A 16,667-nucleotide genomic window follows, 5' to 3' on the forward strand; every position below is an offset into this window, starting at 1 on the left:
GATGCAGCGGCTGACCACAGCAGAGGCCAGAAAGAAGGACGCTCGCGAGAAGATCGAGTTGGGCGGCCTGATCGTCAAAGCCGGCCTGCGCTATGAAAAGCGCGCCCTCCTGCTCGGTCTGTTGATCGAAGCAGAGAAGAGAATCAAGGGCGATGAGGCGGAGCGATCCCGTCTGATCGCAATCGGCGCGGAGGCATTCGGCAATGACAGCGAATAGGATCCTGCTCGCCGTTGTCCCGCCGCTGATGATGATCGGCATTGCACTGACTTTGCCCGGGATCGAACAGTGGCTCGCGACGTTCGGAAAAACGGCAGAAGCGAAATTGACGCTTGGTCGGATTGGCTTGGCACTTCCTTATGTGGCGAGCGCTGCGATCGCACTGATCTTTCTCCTCAGTGCCCAGGGATCGGTCAACATCAAGACCGCAGGGTGGGGCGTCGCTGCCGGATCGGGCACCGTTATTGCAATTGCCGTCGTTCGGGAAGGAATGCGGCTTTCGCAATTTGCCGGACAGGTGCCTGCGGCCAGGTCGATCCTGTCCTATATCGATCCGTCAACAATGACAGGAGCTGCGGCAGCTCTGTTCTCCGGCATCTTCGCGCTTCGCGTTGCGGTGATCGGCAACGCCGCATTCTCGCGTTCCGAGCCGAAACGCATCCGCGGTAAACGCGCACTGCATGGCGAGGCGGAATGGATGAAACTGCCGGAGGCAGGGAAGCTGTTCGCAGAGGGCGGCGGCATCGTCATCGGCGAGCGATATCGTGTCGATCGCGACAGCACGGCGGCACTCTCGTTTCGGGCCGATATGCCTGAGACATGGGGCGCCGGGGGAAAGTCACCGCTGCTCTGCTTCGACGGTTCGTTCGGATCGTCACATGGCATCGTGTTCGCCGGCTCCGGCGGTTTCAAGACAACGTCGGTCACGATACCCACGGCGCTGAAATGGGGCGGCACGCTGATCGTACTTGATCCATCCAATGAGGTGGCGCCGATGGTCAAGGCGCACCGGAGCGAGGCCGGCCGTGATGTAATCGTGCTCGACCCGAAAGATCCCGATATCGGGTTCAATGCCCTGGACTGGATCGGTCAGCATGGCGGGACGAAGGAAGAGGATATCGCTGCGGTCGCCTCGTGGATCATGAGCGAAAGCGGCCGCGCCAGCGGCGTACGGGACGATTTCTTTCGGGCATCCGGCTTGCAGCTGCTGACGGCGATCATCGCCGATGTCTGCCTCTCGGGTCATGCGGAAAAGAAGGATCAGACGCTGCGGACCGTGCGCATGAACCTCTCGGAACCGGAGCCGAAGCTGCGCGCGCGGCTTCAGGAAATCTACGACAACTCCGAGTCCGATTTCGTGAAGGAGATCGTGGCAGCGTTCGTGAACATGACGCCCGAAACCTTCTCCGGCGTCTATGCCAACGCGATCAAAGAAACACATTGGCTGAGCTATCCGAACTATGCCGGTCTCGTGTCCGGTTCGACCTTTTCGACCGATGACATCGCATCGGGAAAGACCGACGTGTTCGTCGCGCTGGATCTTAAGACGCTGGAGACCCACGGTGGTCTGGCAAGGGTAATCATCGGCTCATTCCTGAACGCTATCTATAATCGTGACGGGGCGATGCCGGGACGCGCTCTGTTCCTTCTCGACGAAGTCGCGCGCCTGGGTTTCATGAGGATTCTTGAGACGGCACGCGATGCCGGCCGCAAGTACGGGATCACGCTTCTGATGATCTATCAGTCGATCGGCCAGATGCGCGAAACCTATGGCGGACGCGACGCCACCAGCAAGTGGTTCGAAAGCGCGAGCTGGATCAGTTTCTCAGCGATCAACGATCCGGAAACCGCGGACTATATCTCCCGGCGTTGTGGAACAACGACGGTCGAGATCGACCAGGTCAGCCGCAGCTTTCAGGCGAGGGGTTCGTCACGAACCCGATCAAAGCAACTTGCCAGCCGACCATTGATCCAGCCGCACGAAGTCCTGCGCATGCGTGCCGATGAGCAGATTGTGTTCACCGGGGGAAATGCGCCGCTTCGATGCGGTCGCGCGATGTGGTTCCGGCGAGCCGACATGAAGTCCTGCGTTGGCGATAACCGCTTCCATGGAAAACGTGAACCATTGGAAATCAAGGTCTGAGGGAGAACCCGGACCCGGAGATCGGTCGATGAGATATTGGGAAGCGTGCGAGGCACAGGTCACGGCAGAAGCGGCCATCGAAGAATGCCGCATCCATCAAATTGAGGCAATCGTTCGCAATAGCGATAGCGCTTTGGTGGATGTCACGACCGGTGATGTCATCGCTCATCCAGACGACCAAGCCGACTATTGTGGCGCCGATATTCTCGGTTACCTGGGATACTGATCAATGGCAGTCGGCTATCGCGGGAGGATCGTTACCGGGATCGGCGAAGACCACAGCTGGGCTTCGTTCGCTTCAGCGAATAGAGCCGTACGCCAAAGGCGGACCGCCCAATGCTCCTTCTGTCCATACTTCACAAAACTGAATCGTTCCGCGACCATCGATTCACAACTCTCGTTGGACGCATGGGCCCGATTGCGCGATTCTCTCACCATGATCGCCCAGCCCTATCACCTCTATATCGAACGCACGGACGCCGAGAACAACATGGCGCGCTTCTATGCCATGTCGATCGAACCGACCCTCTTCGGAGAGGCCTGTCTTATGCGGCGCTGGGGACGCATCGGAACCAGAGGCCAGCTAAAGGTTCATCACTTCGAACAAGAGAAAGACGCGGTTGAATTGTTCCTCGATCTCGTCAGGCAAAAACGCCACCGGGGATACCGTACAATCAACTCGGCGCAACATACGTACCGGGACAGCTTGCAGCGGCGTTAGCGCCAGCTTCACAGAAGAGCGATATGAAAACCAACGTGACGGATCGAATTCAAATTGAGACCCATGGAATTGCAGAGGAATGACCATGGCGGTCGGCCAGAGGTCCGTTATCCCGTGAGAAAGATCATCCTCGCGATCGCAGTATCCGGCTGTGCGCTGGGCGCTTACATATTTGGGATCGTTCCAGTCGCCGAGGCTGTGAGCTTGGTCATCAGTCCGGAGACGACATACCGGAAATGTTTCGGTGGTGATCGCTTCGCCTGCGTCGTGGACGGAGATACTCTCTGGATTGAGGGCGCAAAAATCCGCATTGCCGATATCGACGCTCCCGAGATCAGCGAGCCGAAATGCGCAACGGAACTGGCGCTGGGAAATCGCGCGACCGATCGCCTGATCGAACTGGTCAATCAGGGTTCCTTCAAGCTTCGCGCACGGCCCGGACGCGACGAAGACAGATACGGTCGCAAGCTCCGCGTCCTCATCCGTGACGGCAGGAGCCTCGGCGATATCCTCGTATCGGAAGGCCTGGCCAGAACCTGGACGGGCCGTAGACAGCCCTGGTGCTGAAACCGGCCCACGATTGCTGGCCGTTGCACAACGCCGTTATCGGCGCCTGCTCCAATCTGTTTCAAAGGAGATCTCGATCTCGACGAAGAACGGGATCTTGATCGCGAGCTTCAGGCCGAGTTTGCCCTTGCGGAAAAAGTGGCCGATCACCTTGCCAAGGGAAGAAAGCTTGCGGCCTGTGGCGGCCAGGAATTGTGCGAGGCGTTGCATGGTGGTTTCTCCTTGTCGATTGCGGACATCGCAGGGATCGGCCGCAGGCCGGGACAAGGAGGGTTGCATCGGTACGACCGCAGCGAAGCGGAAGACTTATCGACACCTGAATTTTGGCGCGCAAGGAGACGCGAAGCGGCGGGGAAAATTCTGATGGCGATGAGTTGCTGCCCGACGACCGGACTGCAACATCCCTGATGTCGATGGCCTCGCTCGACAAGGACACCGTGCAATGTCTCCGCCTTTCGACACCTTACACAGAGACAATGCCTGGCTGTGTAGTCTACCGTTCTCAGAAGGGCGGCTCGGCATCAACGCTTCCGTCCTGCTCTGCCGTGATGATTGCCAACTCCGTTTGAGCCAGGTCTAGCTCGGTCTGGAGCTCGCAGCGCTCCGCAGCGTCGCAAGCGTTCTTCAGCTCGGCCCGCAGTTCTTCGATGTGCTGTTCGATCGTCATCGTCTCATCTCCTTGAGTTTGTGAAAGACGATTTGGCAGGGCGGGACGGGATGGCGGGGTCAGGGATCGCGGATGCGACCGCCAGCGGCGGCGAGTGGGGGAGCCGATTTCGTGCGGGCGCTCAAAGAGCGTTCGCGCGAAATTGGGGGAACCGCTCGTCCTTGAGGCCGTCATTCCGGCCCGGCATCCTCGACAGATCTGAGCAGCTATCCCCCGTTTCCGTATGCCACCAAAAAAGCAGGACCGGGCTCGATACCGGGTCCTGCTTTGACTTCTCGGCAGAGGAGAAGGCTCCGCCGACGGCGGAGCCCCGTGATGTCAATCAGTCCCGGTTCGGGCGGGACCAGATGAGCTGGAGGCCATCCTCGCCTTCAACTTCGGCGAGCGTTGCGTAGATCGGAGCTGGGAAGCTCGGATCGTCGAGCTTGACCGAGAGGTAGTCGCGGCCCTGTTCGGAGGTTTTCTGCCAGGCGGCACCCAGCTCGACGCTGCCGGCGTAGACGCGGAACTGCGGACCCTTGTCGGAGGGGTTCTCGACCCGGGCGATGCGGGCCTTGACGTTGAGGGCGAGCGTGCGGATGGAGCCGGTGAAGCCGTTTTCGGTGGAGGTGAATGTGCCGATGGTTGCCATTGTCGTATTCCTTTTCTCGTGTTCGGGCCGCGCCCATCGCGACCTCGATAGCTGTCAAAAGACCGGTGACGATCGGACCGCACCCAATAGGGCCGGAATGAAATGGAGGGCGGCAAGTCGCAGATTTGTTAGTGGGCGAGGAGAAAGGCGCAGCCTTCCGGGGTAAGAAATCTGCGGCTAGCCGTTGCGGGAAAACGATCGAGGCGCAGCCGGTCTCCGGTCAGACATGCCTTATCGAGCCCGCAGATGGGTTGCCGGAAACTCTGACGTGAAGGGATATGGCAATGGTGTTCCGCCGCTCTCGCCCGGGCACGAATGGCATCTTGCGCCATCCCCCGCTTCGACCGTCGTTGCTTGTTTCAGTCGGGGACACGAGCACCTCACATAATAGGCCCGCTTGCCCAACTTACCCTGTGCGATATCGTTTCACTCGCGGATTGCCACCTGGAGGATCAATGCGCCAGCAGGCCAAGCCGTTTATTGTCGAACGTAGACCGACCCGCAAACCCAAACCCGACGCTCAAAAACCGTCAATCTGGGGAAGGCTGGATGCTGACATCGCACAAGGTCTCAAGGACGAACGGGACATGGATCACGCGGTCGCCACAGGCGGTGACAACCGCGACTGAGCGTCAGGCTGCAGCCTTGACTTCCGCTTGCGGCTGCAAGGAATGCAGGAAACTTACAGCGCGCTGCGCATGAGCCGCCGCCTGGAAGATCGCCCGCTTGTCGTTGGCCAGCACCGATAGCCACGACTGCAGGTAGGATGCATGATCCGGCCGCGGCTCGAGCTCCGGTGCGATGCCGAGATCGGCGCAGAGGAAGCAACTGCCGAGCTCGGCAATAAGTTCTTCGCGCGCGCGATCCGTCCGGTCCTTCGCATAGCGCGACAGGTCACGTCCGACGCGATGTTCCGCCGCCGTCCAGTGGGTCGCCTCATGGCTGAGGACGGCCGCGTATCCGGCAGCATCACAGAACGCCTCGAAGGGCGGCATCTGGATGTAATCCATGATCGGCGAATAATAGGCCTGGTTGCCGCCGTGCCGGATGACCGCGCCGGTGTTGCGGAAAAAGAGATCGGCGCTTTCTATTCGCTCGACAGGATCCCGAATCTTGGCCGGCGGAGCATGATAGGTGTCGGGCAAACCCTCGATCTGCTCTATATTGAACACAGAATATGCCTTTAGGAACGGTATCTCTCGATCGACATCATTGCCGTTTCCGTCGGCCACCGACTTTGTGAACCGGCTGGCGAAGACGACTGTCGAGCCGGTTTCGCCCTTTCGCACGGCCCCGCCCAGCTCGAGGGCCTGTTTGAAGGTCATCCACATCGAGGAGGAGAAGCCGCGCGATACCTGCTCCGACCACAGGAGCAGCACGTTCATGCCGGAATAGGGGAGGCCGTTGTGGCGCATCGGCCGTGTAATGCGACTATGCGTGTTGGCGGCGCTCCATGGTTTCATCCAGGGGCGAACGCCCTGTTCGAGATCTTCAATGATCCGATCGGTGATCCGCGTGTAGATGTCGATACGGTCCGATTCCGCTTTCTTCGTCATGACTTCTTCTCCTTTTCTCAGGACCGCGCCTGTCGCGGTCCGTTACGGAGGTCCGAAGTCAGGGGCCGATGGTGCAGCCATGCACCGGAACGGCCGCAACAGCGTGGAGGACGGCAAAGCCGTTGCATGGGTGCCCGGCTCCTGCAGGACCGCCGACCGGGACGGGCCGCGATAGGCGCGTCTTCAGCCTTTCTTCGCGACATGAAAAAGGCCGGCGCCTGCGAGCGCCTGCCTCGGAACATGAAGAAAGAGCGGGGTGCGACCCCGCCAATGTGTTATCCGAAAGCGGCCAACTGAGCTTCGGCCGCTTTGCGGTCGAGCGATGCGCCCGGATTTTCGACCGGCCGGTCGAAAGGCTTCCAGGTCTCGCCGATGACCTGTTCGTAAGCCGCGACTGCGCCCTCGGCTGCCATGCGCAGCGCGTGCGATTGGACACCCATGTCGGCCGCGAACTCCCGCTTGCGCTGGGCGGCGCTGTCATAGCCGACCGGACCGTCGAGGTCCTCATCGCGGGCGTCGTTGGACGCCTTGGCCGTGGCATCGCGCGCCTCGGTGACGGCGCGGGAGTAGAATTGCCCGGCGCCATGCGCGGATCCGACGAAGGCCCCGACGATGCGCTGGAGGTGGATCTGCATCGCCTTCTCGCCGAGGCCTTCAGACAGGCTTTCGGCGGTCTCGACGATCAGCCGCTCGTGAAGGCTGCGGATGCCATCGCTGTCGACGACTGCCGTGCAGAAGCTTGTCGCGATCTTGAATGCCTGGGTGGCGTCGGGGCAGGAGAGGCGGACCATTTCGAGGGTGGTACCGCGGCGAGATTGCGACGACCTGGTGTTGGAGCGATTGGGGGTAGAGGGCTTGGCCATGTCTGTTCCTTCCTTGGCTTGCGAAGCGGTTCCGGCCCGTGCCGGTCTGCCCTTCGATGCGGACGATCAGGAACCGGCAAGGGACGGGTGGCTTCACAGGTTCGATCCAACTGAGCCAGCAGGGCAGGTTTGCGGGCCAGCAGGTCTTGACCTGAGCAGACCGCGAGCCTGCCCTCGCGCAGAGAGGCTGGATCGGCCGCCCCGCGGCGCGACAGCGGCCTTGAAACGACCGGCCGCCGGTTCAGACCGCAGCGAACAAGAAGGGCAGTCCGGCACGGGTCCGATATCACTCCCGCTGCCCGAGAGAAGGGCACATGGCCAAGCCCGCAATGCCGATGCCATCGAAGCCGGGCAAGCACATCGCCAGCTCACCCGCCTCGGGTCTTCCTATATCGCCGGATGCAGCACAGGCTCGCGGTCGCGATGCTGGAACGCCCCGATGACCTGCTCCTGCATCGCCAGCCTGCAGGCGATCATGTCGAGTTCGACCCAGCGCTCGAAGGCAAGGCGGTCGACGATCTCCCGATGGTAGAGACGGTGACCGGACCGGCGCCGCGCGCGGCTCCGGACCTTCACCGTGGTCGCCTGTCTTCCGGCGCGCGCCGCAATCTGCCGGCTTAGACAATCGAGATGCCGCTGGGTCTCGCGCCGGCGCCGATTGCTTTCGCCAGCGGCCTCAAGAGGCGGATGTCGATCATGACCCATCCCCCCGGTTTCGCCAGCCAATGAAGGAGGAGGGGCCATCATATTCAGCGTGGCGAGCGAGATTGATGACGAAGCCGAACCGCCCCCGCCCCGCATATTCGTCGCTTGCCACCAGAAAGCGGCGTTCTTCACCACCGCGGATATGGCCTCCGCCGATCTTCGCCACGACCTCCGTCATGCCGGGGCTCTGATCGGACAAGATTGCCGACATAACGATGTAGTCAGCCGCATGGCGTTGATCGAACGCCCGGCGATCTTTGGCCCAGCTCTCACCCTCGGTAAGCGAGCAACCGCGGATCATCTCCCAGACGTCGGGCCAGGTATTGCGGATGGTCTTTTCTGCCATCGACCGCTCGTAGGCGGTGAACAGGTCCGGAAAACTTATCGCGACGATCGCCCATTCGCAGTCCTCTTCATACCAAGGCGTGTCCTTCCGCAACAGCGGATGGACCTTGGCATTGCGCTCTGTCGACAGATGGAAACCGCCATGCCCCGAGGTCATGTGAGCGACCACGCCCTCTGCATACACGATCGCCATCTGCGATCCGCCCCATGGTGTGCTGGCCGACATGCGAGTTTGCACGCGGTTCAGCTTGGCCAGATCGCGTTTGTGACCAGCGGTCTCGGCAACGCGCGCCCGGAACTCGGCTTCATCGGCAACCCGGCCGTCATGCCCGATGAAATCTGCCCGCGTCAGATCGGCAAGTGGCCGACGGATCGCACCGGCGCTTGCAACAAACGCAATGCCGCTGGGTGATGTGACCATGGCAAGGACCAGGTCACCGATGCGGGCCACGGGCAGCCCGTCCGCGCTGGTGGCAAACTCCACCCCCGAAAGATCGGGGGTGGAGTTTGCCATGTTCGACTGGAGGGCGGCGGTCATGCTGCAGCCCTCTGGTCGGAGTCTTCGTCATGCACATCATGATCGGGCAGGTCCGCATCCTCGGGTTCGCCTTCGACCACATCGTCGGTATTGTGTTCTGGCTGATCTACCGATGGATCATCGATATCGCTTTCCCCGTCATCCTGGGGGCTCGCGCCGATGACATCCGTGGTAACGCCTGCCCGGATCCAGTCGAGCAGTTCGTCAGCCGGCGGTGCGAAGCGACCCGACGGATGGACAAAGTGCTTAGTTGCGAAATGCTCGGCGAGCGCTGTACGCGTCTCGCGGACCTTCGGGCGCGGCTGGATCGATGCCTCAGCGCAAAAGGCTTCCAGTGCCTGGCGCGACAAGCACAAGAGGAAATCTTCCGAGCCCATGTTTGGCAGGAACGCGTCGGCGCCGATCGCCTCGCCGGCGATGCGCGCGACCATGCCGCTGTTCGACATGCCCCGCCGGCACGAGAGGACGTCGATCAGCACCGAGCGGGCGGCGACCCGAAGCGTGTCCTGATCGAAGGCGAGCTTGCCATGCTCGTCAAACAGTCCGACGGCATGACGCGAGAAGCGCTTGCCGCCGTAGAAGGTGCCATCTGCGCCGGAGTCGATGCGGACATTCTGGCCGGCGAACGCCAGGACCATCAGCGCCATCAGCATATCATCCTCGATCGGCGCGCGACCGAGCGCATCGTGCAGGGCATCAGTGCGGAAATCGCCGATCATGTCGTGGCCCTTCTGCGTGACGTCGGGCCGGACTTTCGGCGTGGCGACTGCGTCGGCGTCATCGCCGCCAGTGACCGATCCGTCGCCAACAGCACCCTTCGGCTTCGCCGCCTCGGGGAGGCGGTAATGCACCGTCTGGACCTTGCCGTCACGATCGAGGTAGAGCGCCGTATGGTCGGACTTGGACGGCTTGCCGTAGACTTGGGATCCCTTCTTCGGCAGTTCCGGCTGGCCCCAGCTGTTGACCTCAACGATCGCGCCGCGCTTCGGCAGATTGTTCGTCATCCATTCGTGCTGGGCGCCAAGAAAACCTTCGACATTGGTGGTGTAGCGGCCGTCCTCGTCGGCCGGTGCGAAGAGATCCTCCACCCATTCGATCCCGTAGGCCTGAGCCAGATCATCGCCGAAGCTCGCGTCCCTGGCATACATGCGCTTCTTCGTGAGCGCATTTGCGATCTGCCACCATGGCGCCGTGTCGCCCTTCTTGGGCTTGTGCGCTTTCCAGACCTCCTTCTGTTCGACCTGGCCCGCCGCTGCGATGGTCCGCAACTGCTGCTCGGACGGCATATCGCCCAGCGCCATCTGCTCCAGCATAGCTGGCAGGACATTGGCAAGCAGGCGCAGCTTACGGATCTGGCGGACGGGAAGGGCGAGAGCGACGGCGATCGCTTCCTCTGTCCAGCCGAGAGCGACAAGGCGTTCAATACCTCGCCATTGGTCGACGGGGTTGAGCGCTTCACGGACGCTGTTCTCGACCATAGAACGCATCGCACCGTTGTCGTTGGCTGCATCAACGACGAGGATTTCGATTTCTTCGAGGCCTGCTGCGATGGCAAGGCGCACACGGCGATGGCCAGCGTCAATGATGTAGCCGTTGCCACCATCCCTCTCCGGCGCGACCACCGGCGGCTGGACGATGCCGACGGCCTTGATCGTCGCCAACATCAGCGCATCGGCCTGCGGCGACGACTTCGACTGGCGCATCCGGTCGGGGTTTTCTTTCAGAGCGCGCGGGTCAACCTTGATGATCTGCATGGGATTCGTCCTTGTCTAGAGAGTTCCGGACCGGCGCCTTGCCAGCCCTTCCTGTCTTCATTTTTCTCGAAGACACCTCCAGGACCGCCGAACGGCCGGACTGACGCAACTGCGGCCGAGCATCCCTGCTGTGAAGGACGAGCGGGGCTGACAGCCCTGCGAAGAACGAGTGGCCGGGATAGCGCAGGCGGCGGTTGAGCGTACGCGTCGGCAGGAGGACCGATCGGCGAGCGCTTTCTTGATCTATTCTTCCCTGCAACTCTCCTCCTTTTCATTGCAGGCCAAGCTTCTTTCAGCTTAATCGAATGTCGTTGCGGCGCATGGTTCGAAACCGATCGTTCGGACCGAGGGGGAAAGATGGACGAAAAAGACAAACCGGGAGAGGCCAGAGGCCTTGGGCCTCGTTGGAACATGAAGCCTCAAGGCCAGGCGCAGATAAGCGGCGTGATCCTGGGGGAGGTGCTAGACGCACTGCGTGGCGCAAGCATCTCGTTACTAAGAGATCTTGGCATCAAAGCGAAGCTCGGGCCCTTCGATCTATCGATCGCGGTAGGCCAGTCACGCGAAACAGTCGATGAGCGATTGAAGAAAATCGACGCCGCCCGACAAAACATGCGCGAGGCGCTCGAGGCTATTGACGAACTGGGGATCCAAGCCGACAGGAACAAGGCAGAGCTTTCGATGCTTGCGACAGCGATAGCAGCTGCGAAAGATCAAAAGTCGACTTTGATTACAGAAGCGCAGGCACTTGAGGCGTTGAAAGCTATTGAGACAGAAGCAGTCCGAAAAGCGCTGGGAGTACCGACGAAAGCGCAACGGTGGGCAGAGCGCGGTATCGCCTTCTTGCTTGGTGTACTGGGCTCGTACGTCGCATCGGTCTTGTGGCAAATGACGTGGCCACAATAAGACGGCAAGAAAAAAGGGCCGACGGAGTAAACCGCGGCCCATAAAGTGTGGAGATCTTTGACCTCCAGAGGGGAACAGCTGCGGCGGCGGAACTGGGAGGAGACCGCCATATGCATCAGCTGTAGGCTTTATGCCTGATTTTTGGCCAATCAGAAAACATTTATTGTGCAATGGAGCTATGCGGCCAGCGCGTTGGTCTCATTGCCGAGGCCGCCCGCCAGTTGAGTTTCGATGTCACGTAGCTCGCGCCTTTTCTCCTTGAGATCGTCAGCGAACGCGAACGCTCCTCCGTCTCGGGAACGGTATGAGGCCAGCCGGCGCTCGGCCTCTTCCAACCGCCGGCGATACTGAAGCTGTTCCTGCTCAAAGCCGTCGAGTCCGTGCTCCAGCCGTGAGATGGCGCCGAGCGGCGTGACCGTGATTGCAAGGTCGATCCCATACTCTGCCCCGGTGCGCTGAAGCAGCGTCTCGTAGCGATAGCCATCGCCCTTGCCGAACCTCTCACCCTCATAGACGAGATCGAAGCCGCCGATCGTTGCGAGATGCACCTGCCCCTCCTGCTGAAGCTGCAGAAGCGTGAGGATTTCCTTCATCAGCGCCCGACCGGCCTCCTTGCGCTCGGCATGTTCCTTACCGAGTACCGTCATGGTGAAGGCATCGCCGTTGGTCGACTGTAGCCGCGCGATGTCCTGGCCGATTTCGCCAATCCGCCGGGTCGAGACCTCGATTTCGCGTTCTGCATCGCGCATCTGCCGGCGGACGCCGTATTGATCGTCCTCGTGGGCAGCGCGCAGCCGCTCAAGACGGGCAATGTCGGCCTCAAGCCCGGCCTTCTGCATCAGGCGCTCGTCACCGGAGGCAATGGCCTTGGCCATGGCGAACTGGTTGGCCGCCCCCTCGCCAACGTCTTCGAGCCGCCGGATAGAGGTATCTCCCGACAGAGCCGCGGCAATGAAGCGGGCCTTGCGCTCGTTATTCTGCCACATGCTGGCATCGAGCGAACCCTCGGTGGCATAGGCGAAGATATCGACCTCGTCGTGCTGGTTGCCCTGGCGGACGATGCGACCCTCGCGTTGCTCGATCTGCGACGGCAGCCAGGGCACATCGAGGTGATGGAGCGCCTTCAGCCGAAGCTGGGCGTTGACGCCCGTGCCCATCGTTTCAGACGAGCCGATCAGGAAACGAACCTTGCCGGCCCTGAAATCGCCGAACAGTCGCTGCTTGGCTTCGGTCTTCTTGTAGTCCTGCATGAAGGCGATTTGCGAGGAGGGCACGCCGAGCCGGATCAGCTCGTCGCGAATGAAGCGATAGGCCGAGAAGCCTCGGCTCTTCTCGACGTTGATCGTGCCGAGATCGGAAAAGATCATCTGGGCTGCCCCTGGTAGATCGAAGTCTTTGCCGTCGGGGCGTCGATAGATGGCCTCGCCGGTTTCCTTCCAGATCCGATGGGCATTGCGGATGAGCAGATTGAGTTTATTGTCCTCCTCGTTGTCCGCCGCCGGCATGACGAAGCGCAGGTCGATCGCCGCATGGCGCCCATCAGTGATGACGGACAGCAGTATGTCGTCGCCGGGCTTGGCGGGACCCTCGCGCTGCTCGATCGCCTTGATCCTGCTGCCGAGGGTCTGCTGATAGGTCTTGAACAGTGCCGTCGGCTTGGCCGTCAGGATCTGCCGCCGGCCGGTCGAGATGTTGGGCACCTTCACGTATTGCCGCAGGTCATCCGGCATCACCACATCGGCAAACGAGCGGAACATGGCGATCAGCTCCGGCACGTTGACGAAGGAGGCAAAGCGGCTGACCGGTTTGTATTTGCCGGATGGCTGGATTTCGAGTTCGGTGGTCGTGTCGCCGAAGCACGATGCCCAGGCGTCGAACTCGTGCAGTCCGCGTTCGGCAAGCGCTGCATACCCAAGCAGACGCTGGATCGAGAACATCTCACCGAGGGTATTGGTGATCGGCGTGCCGGAAGCGAGAACAAGCGCGCGGCCTGGGTTCCGCGTCTCGATGTAGCGGGACTTTACATAGAGATCCCAAGCGCGCTGCGAGCCATTCGGATCGATCCCCTTCAGCGTCGACATGTTGGTGGCAAAGGATAGCTTGCGGAATTCCTGCGCCTCGTCGACGACGATCTGGTCGATACCAATTTCCGAGATGGTGAGAAGATCATCCTTTCTGGTCGCCAGTCCTTCGAGCCGCTCCTGCAAACCTTCCTTCAGCCGCTCGAGCCGCTTGCGTGAAACGCGGTCCTCGCTGTCGACCTTGGTCAGCAGATCCTCATAGAGCTGCAACTCGTCCTGAATCATTTGGCTCTCGAAGACGGAGGGTACCGCGATGAAGCGGAACGCAGAATGCGTAATGATGATCGCATCCCAAGTCGCGGTTGCCGCCCGCGATAGGAAGCGGGCCCGCTTGTCCTTGGTGAAGTTGGTTTCGTCGGCGACGAGAATGCGGGCATTCGGATAAAGCCCCAGAAATTCCCGCGCCGCCTGCGCCAGGCAATGGCCGGGCACGACCAGCATGGCCTTGGCGATCAGTCCAAGCCGGCGCTGCTCCATGATGGCCGCCGCCATCGTCATCGTCTTACCGGCACCGACGGCATGGGCAAGGTAGGTCGAGCCATCGGCGATGATCCGCCAGATCCCGCGTTTCTGGTGTCCATACAAAACAAAGGCGCCAGAGGCGCCGGGAAGTTTCAGGTGGGAGCCATCGAATTTGCGTGGCGCGATATTGTTGAAGCGATCATTGTAATCGCGGGCCAGCCGGTCGCTTCGATCCGGATCGGTCCAGACCCAGTCCTGGAATGCCTGTTTGATCCTCTGCAGCTTGTCGCGCGCGGCTTCGGTATCAACGACATTGAGGACCCGGCGCTCGCCGTCCGCATCCTTGAACACGTCGAAGATCTGAGGCACCCGGCTATTCAGCGCATCGGCGAGCAGATCGCCTGCATGGCGGCGGCTGGTTCCCCATTCAGATGTGCCAGCGGCGCTATAACCGAGTTGTCGTGCCTCCACCGTCCAGGAACCGAGTTCCGGCATATGATGGATGCGGATATCTGCCTCCATCTTCTCCTTCACGAAGGCCACGACATCGGCGGCCGGGATCCAAGGCGCGCCGAGACGGGCGGTGATGTCGGAGGGGCGCAAGTCTGCGGGCTGAACGACTGCCAAGGCGCGCACGTTGCGCTCATACGCCGGATCGAGCTCGGCTGCGGCCTGCGCGGCGGCGAGCTTTGTGCGGACGGCCCCTGAGAGATATCCGTCTGCCGTCTTCCACGATCCATCGGCCGGATCACGGAAGATGGCCTCGCCCAACTCGTCGACCACATCAGCAGGATCGCTGTGCAGCAGCTCGGCGACATGGTCGATATCGACGTGGCCTCGTTCATTCAGCACGACGGCGAGCGCATCGGCAGGTGAGGTAATCGTCGGTGCGGCCGGCGGAGCAATCACGCGTTCGGAAAAAATCGGCCCCGGTTTCGCCGTGTCCGTCTCCAGATCGTAGTCCTCGATTGCGGCAACCAGCCAGCAATCGGGATCGTCGCGGAACGGTGCGAGGTTCGGTTGGCGATGCGTTTCCTTGACCTCGCCGGTCTCTATATCCTCTTGAACGGACACGACTGTGTGGTTGATCGGCCCGAAATCGCGCACAAAACTCGACCAGGCGATGCGCAAGCGAACCTGAAGGTCGCGCCACGGCCGATTGGTTTCCTGTGCCTTCAGCACCTCGCGCAAGGCATCGCGGATCGGGATCAGCTTGCTGATGATCCGAACGTGCTTTTCCGGGACCCCAACACCCGTGCGACCCTTGCGGACGGTGACCGGCACGGCCGATCCGTCGAGCATCTGCATCAGGCCCTTCGACCGGTCGAGGAAGAAGCTGCCCTCGCGGACAGCGCCGTCCTTCGGCTGCAGATCGACGATCTCGCCGAGTTCGTCCTCCAGATCAATATCGATCGGTGTCGGCTCGCCGTCATAGAGATCAGCCGGCAGAAGCTCGATGGCAGTGGCAAGGGCGGCTTCGAGATCCTCTCCATCGCGTGGGCGGCATGTGTAGGTCTCGCCGAACGGGCCGGAGGTCAGGGCGTGTGTACCAAGCACGAAGTCCGGATGCCGACCAAACCAGCGATTGATCCTGATGGCGCCTTCGTCGTCGGTGGCCGCCCTGATCTCATCGATATCGAGCCACAGCTGATTTCCCTCCCGCTCTCCGGGTTTCCGCTTGCGGAAGAAGAGGATGTCGACGACGACATCCGTGCCGGCGTCACGGCGAAAGCTGCCTTCGGGCAGCCGGATTGCCGCGATCAGGTCGGCGGATCTGGCGATATGCTCCCGTGCCGTAGCATCGGTCTTGTCCATGGTGCCATGCGAGGTGACGAATGCGGCGAGCGCGCCGGGCTTCAGCAGATCAATCGACCGGGCGATGAAATAGTCGTGCAAACGAAGGCCAAGCGACCGGTAAGCGCGGTCCGAGCGGACGGTGCGATCGGAAAAGGGTGGATTGCCGATGGCGAGATCGTAGATCGGAGCCAGATCCGTACGAGCAAAGTCACCATTGATGATCCGCGCCTTCGGCTGAAGCAGGCGGGCGATGCGGGCGGTGACGGGATCGAGTTCAATCCCGGTCACATAGGCGGCGTTGCGATATAGCTCCGGCATCAGGGCAGGGAACAGCCCCGTGCCGATGCCAGGCTCCAGCACCCGGCCGCCGCGCCAGCCCAGTTTCTGGACCCCAGCCCAGATTGCGCTGATGATGAACTCTGGCGTGAAATGCGCATATTGGGTGCAGCGGGCAAGCGACGCGTAGTCGCTCTCGCAAACCGCGGTCTCGAGCGAAGAACCAATATCGTCCCAGCCCTGGCGGAAATCGACCTCGCCTGGCCGACGGAAGATACCGTTGGCCAGTTCGCCGGCGCCGAAGCCCGTGAAGCGGATCAACTGCGCCTGTTCCTTGGCCGTCGCCGGCCGGTCCTGCTTGGCAATGTCGTCGGCGATAAGGATCGCCGCGACATTGGCGCGGGCGCGATCCTTCCAGGCGGCGGCCAGCCCGCGGTCGCCGTCGAGATAGAAGTTTGCCCGAAGCCTCGCGCGCCGGGCAGGCGTGGCAGCGACGGGGAGGGCGGGTGCAGGTGCTGGCGGCAGGGGATCCGGATCGTCGTCATTGGCGGCATCAGGCGAGAACCCGCCGAACGCTGTCACGCCAAGTCCGAGGCCGGACGAAAGCACGCTCGAGCCGAACATGTCTGATGTAAATGGATCGTTGCTCATGGGAAA

Annotated in this window: 16 protein-coding genes; 7 read left to right on the top strand and 9 right to left on the bottom strand. The window is 61.5% G+C overall.

Annotation, left to right across the window (positions count from 1 at the left end; all coding sequences use genetic code 11):
• Position 1 precedes the first annotated feature (1 nt).
• From traD to ACT6VE_RS19810, 5 genes are all read left to right on the top strand, one after another.
• Positions 2-217, top strand: a complete 216-nt coding sequence (gene traD, locus ACT6VE_RS19790) for a type IV conjugative transfer system coupling protein TraD (protein WP_142174460.1) — start codon at positions 2-4, stop codon at positions 215-217.
• Positions 204-2,141, top strand: coding sequence for a Ti-type conjugative transfer system protein TraG (traG, locus tag ACT6VE_RS19795; RefSeq protein ID WP_444800215.1), 1,938 nt, complete (start codon positions 204-206; stop codon positions 2,139-2,141). The genes traD and traG overlap by 14 nt, the downstream gene beginning before the upstream one ends.
• A gap of 28 nt (positions 2,142-2,169) precedes the next feature.
• Positions 2,170-2,367 (top strand): hypothetical protein, encoded by a 198-nt coding sequence (locus ACT6VE_RS19800; RefSeq protein ID WP_142174458.1) that lies wholly within the window; start codon positions 2,170-2,172, stop codon positions 2,365-2,367.
• 3 nt (positions 2,368-2,370) lie between these two features.
• Positions 2,371-2,862, top strand: coding sequence for a WGR domain-containing protein (locus ACT6VE_RS19805; RefSeq protein ID WP_308385023.1), 492 nt, complete (start codon positions 2,371-2,373; stop codon positions 2,860-2,862).
• Between the two features lie 198 nt (positions 2,863-3,060).
• Positions 3,061-3,429 (top strand): thermonuclease family protein, encoded by a 369-nt coding sequence (locus tag ACT6VE_RS19810; RefSeq protein WP_444800292.1) that lies wholly within the window; start codon positions 3,061-3,063, stop codon positions 3,427-3,429.
• Between the two features lie 36 nt (positions 3,430-3,465).
• Here the strand turns inward: ACT6VE_RS19810 and ACT6VE_RS19815 are convergent, their stop codons facing one another.
• The 3 genes from ACT6VE_RS19815 to ACT6VE_RS19825 all read right to left on the bottom strand — a co-directional run bounded on the left by ACT6VE_RS19815 (position 3,466) and on the right by ACT6VE_RS19825 (position 4,727).
• Positions 3,466-3,639, bottom strand: coding sequence for a hypothetical protein (locus ACT6VE_RS19815; RefSeq protein ID WP_174007836.1), 174 nt, complete (start codon positions 3,637-3,639; stop codon positions 3,466-3,468).
• Positions 3,640-3,931: 292 nt separating this feature from the next.
• Entirely contained in the window at positions 3,932-4,096 is a 165-nt protein-coding gene (locus tag ACT6VE_RS19820) for a hypothetical protein (protein ID WP_444800216.1), read from the bottom strand.
• Between the two features lie 322 nt (positions 4,097-4,418).
• Positions 4,419-4,727 (bottom strand): DUF736 domain-containing protein, encoded by a 309-nt coding sequence (locus tag ACT6VE_RS19825; RefSeq protein WP_018326263.1) that lies wholly within the window; start codon positions 4,725-4,727, stop codon positions 4,419-4,421.
• A gap of 455 nt (positions 4,728-5,182) precedes the next feature.
• Here ACT6VE_RS19825 and ACT6VE_RS19830 point away from each other — a divergent pair, with 455 nt between their 5' ends.
• A complete protein-coding gene (locus tag ACT6VE_RS19830) occupies positions 5,183-5,356 on the top strand; it encodes a hypothetical protein (RefSeq protein WP_444800217.1) in 174 nt (57 codons plus the stop codon).
• Between the two features lie 3 nt (positions 5,357-5,359).
• On the opposite strand, the gene ACT6VE_RS19835 is transcribed toward ACT6VE_RS19830, so the two are convergent.
• The 5 genes from ACT6VE_RS19835 to ACT6VE_RS19855 form a co-directional block, all read right to left on the bottom strand.
• On the bottom strand, positions 5,360-6,283 hold the full coding sequence (locus tag ACT6VE_RS19835) for an ArdC family protein (protein ID WP_444800218.1): 924 nt from the start codon (positions 6,281-6,283) through the stop codon (positions 5,360-5,362).
• A gap of 275 nt (positions 6,284-6,558) precedes the next feature.
• Complete coding sequence (locus ACT6VE_RS19840) at positions 6,559-7,146, bottom strand: hypothetical protein (RefSeq protein WP_444800219.1); 588 nt, start codon at positions 7,144-7,146, stop codon at positions 6,559-6,561.
• A gap of 387 nt (positions 7,147-7,533) precedes the next feature.
• Positions 7,534-7,722, bottom strand: coding sequence for a hypothetical protein (locus tag ACT6VE_RS19845; protein WP_444800220.1), 189 nt, complete (start codon positions 7,720-7,722; stop codon positions 7,534-7,536).
• A gap of 118 nt (positions 7,723-7,840) precedes the next feature.
• Positions 7,841-8,734: a DUF7007 domain-containing protein gene (locus ACT6VE_RS19850; RefSeq protein WP_444800221.1), complete on the bottom strand. Its 894-nt coding sequence runs from the start codon at positions 8,732-8,734 to the stop codon at positions 7,841-7,843.
• Positions 8,731-10,488, bottom strand: a complete 1,758-nt coding sequence (locus ACT6VE_RS19855; RefSeq protein WP_444800222.1) for a ParB/RepB/Spo0J family partition protein — start codon at positions 10,486-10,488, stop codon at positions 8,731-8,733. Before ACT6VE_RS19855 ends, ACT6VE_RS19850 begins: the two co-directional genes overlap by 4 nt.
• Before the next feature lie 357 nt (positions 10,489-10,845).
• Between ACT6VE_RS19855 and ACT6VE_RS19860 the strand changes: the two genes are divergently transcribed.
• On the top strand, positions 10,846-11,394 hold the full coding sequence (locus tag ACT6VE_RS19860; protein ID WP_250966220.1) for a hypothetical protein: 549 nt from the start codon (positions 10,846-10,848) through the stop codon (positions 11,392-11,394).
• Between the two features lie 176 nt (positions 11,395-11,570).
• Here the strand turns inward: ACT6VE_RS19860 and ACT6VE_RS19865 are convergent, their stop codons facing one another.
• A complete protein-coding gene (locus ACT6VE_RS19865) occupies positions 11,571-16,661 on the bottom strand; it encodes a helicase-related protein (protein ID WP_444800223.1) in 5,091 nt (1,696 codons plus the stop codon).
• Positions 16,662-16,667: the final 6 nt, after the last annotated feature.

This window comes from Shinella sp. (assembly GCF_052438155.1).
Lineage (GTDB): Bacteria > Pseudomonadota > Alphaproteobacteria > Rhizobiales > Rhizobiaceae > Shinella.

Excerpts from the sequence above, each read along its gene's own strand:
- ACT6VE_RS19830 (WP_444800217.1), top strand. The coding sequence starts at position 5,183 with ATGCGCCAGCAGGCCAAGCCGTTTATTGTCGAACGTAGACCGACCCGC.
- ACT6VE_RS19850 (WP_444800221.1), bottom strand. The coding sequence starts at position 8,734 with ATGACCGCCGCCCTCCAGTCGAACATGGCAAACTCCACCCCCGATCTT.
- ACT6VE_RS19800 (WP_142174458.1), top strand. The coding sequence starts at position 2,170 with ATGAGATATTGGGAAGCGTGCGAGGCACAGGTCACGGCAGAAGCGGCC.
- ACT6VE_RS19835 (WP_444800218.1), bottom strand. The coding sequence starts at position 6,283 with ATGACGAAGAAAGCGGAATCGGACCGTATCGACATCTACACGCGGATC.
- ACT6VE_RS19855 (WP_444800222.1), bottom strand. The coding sequence starts at position 10,488 with ATGCAGATCATCAAGGTTGACCCGCGCGCTCTGAAAGAAAACCCCGAC.
- ACT6VE_RS19815 (WP_174007836.1), bottom strand. The coding sequence starts at position 3,639 with ATGCAACGCCTCGCACAATTCCTGGCCGCCACAGGCCGCAAGCTTTCT.
- ACT6VE_RS19820 (WP_444800216.1), bottom strand. The coding sequence starts at position 4,096 with ATGACGATCGAACAGCACATCGAAGAACTGCGGGCCGAGCTGAAGAAC.
- traG (WP_444800215.1), top strand. The coding sequence starts at position 204 with ATGACAGCGAATAGGATCCTGCTCGCCGTTGTCCCGCCGCTGATGATG.
- ACT6VE_RS19825 (WP_018326263.1), bottom strand. The coding sequence starts at position 4,727 with ATGGCAACCATCGGCACATTCACCTCCACCGAAAACGGCTTCACCGGC.
- traD (WP_142174460.1), top strand. The coding sequence starts at position 2 with ATGCAGCGGCTGACCACAGCAGAGGCCAGAAAGAAGGACGCTCGCGAG.
- ACT6VE_RS19865 (WP_444800223.1), bottom strand. The coding sequence starts at position 16,661 with ATGAGCAACGATCCATTTACATCAGACATGTTCGGCTCGAGCGTGCTT.
- ACT6VE_RS19860 (WP_250966220.1), top strand. The coding sequence starts at position 10,846 with ATGGACGAAAAAGACAAACCGGGAGAGGCCAGAGGCCTTGGGCCTCGT.
- ACT6VE_RS19840 (WP_444800219.1), bottom strand. The coding sequence starts at position 7,146 with ATGGCCAAGCCCTCTACCCCCAATCGCTCCAACACCAGGTCGTCGCAA.
- ACT6VE_RS19805 (WP_308385023.1), top strand. The coding sequence starts at position 2,371 with ATGGCAGTCGGCTATCGCGGGAGGATCGTTACCGGGATCGGCGAAGAC.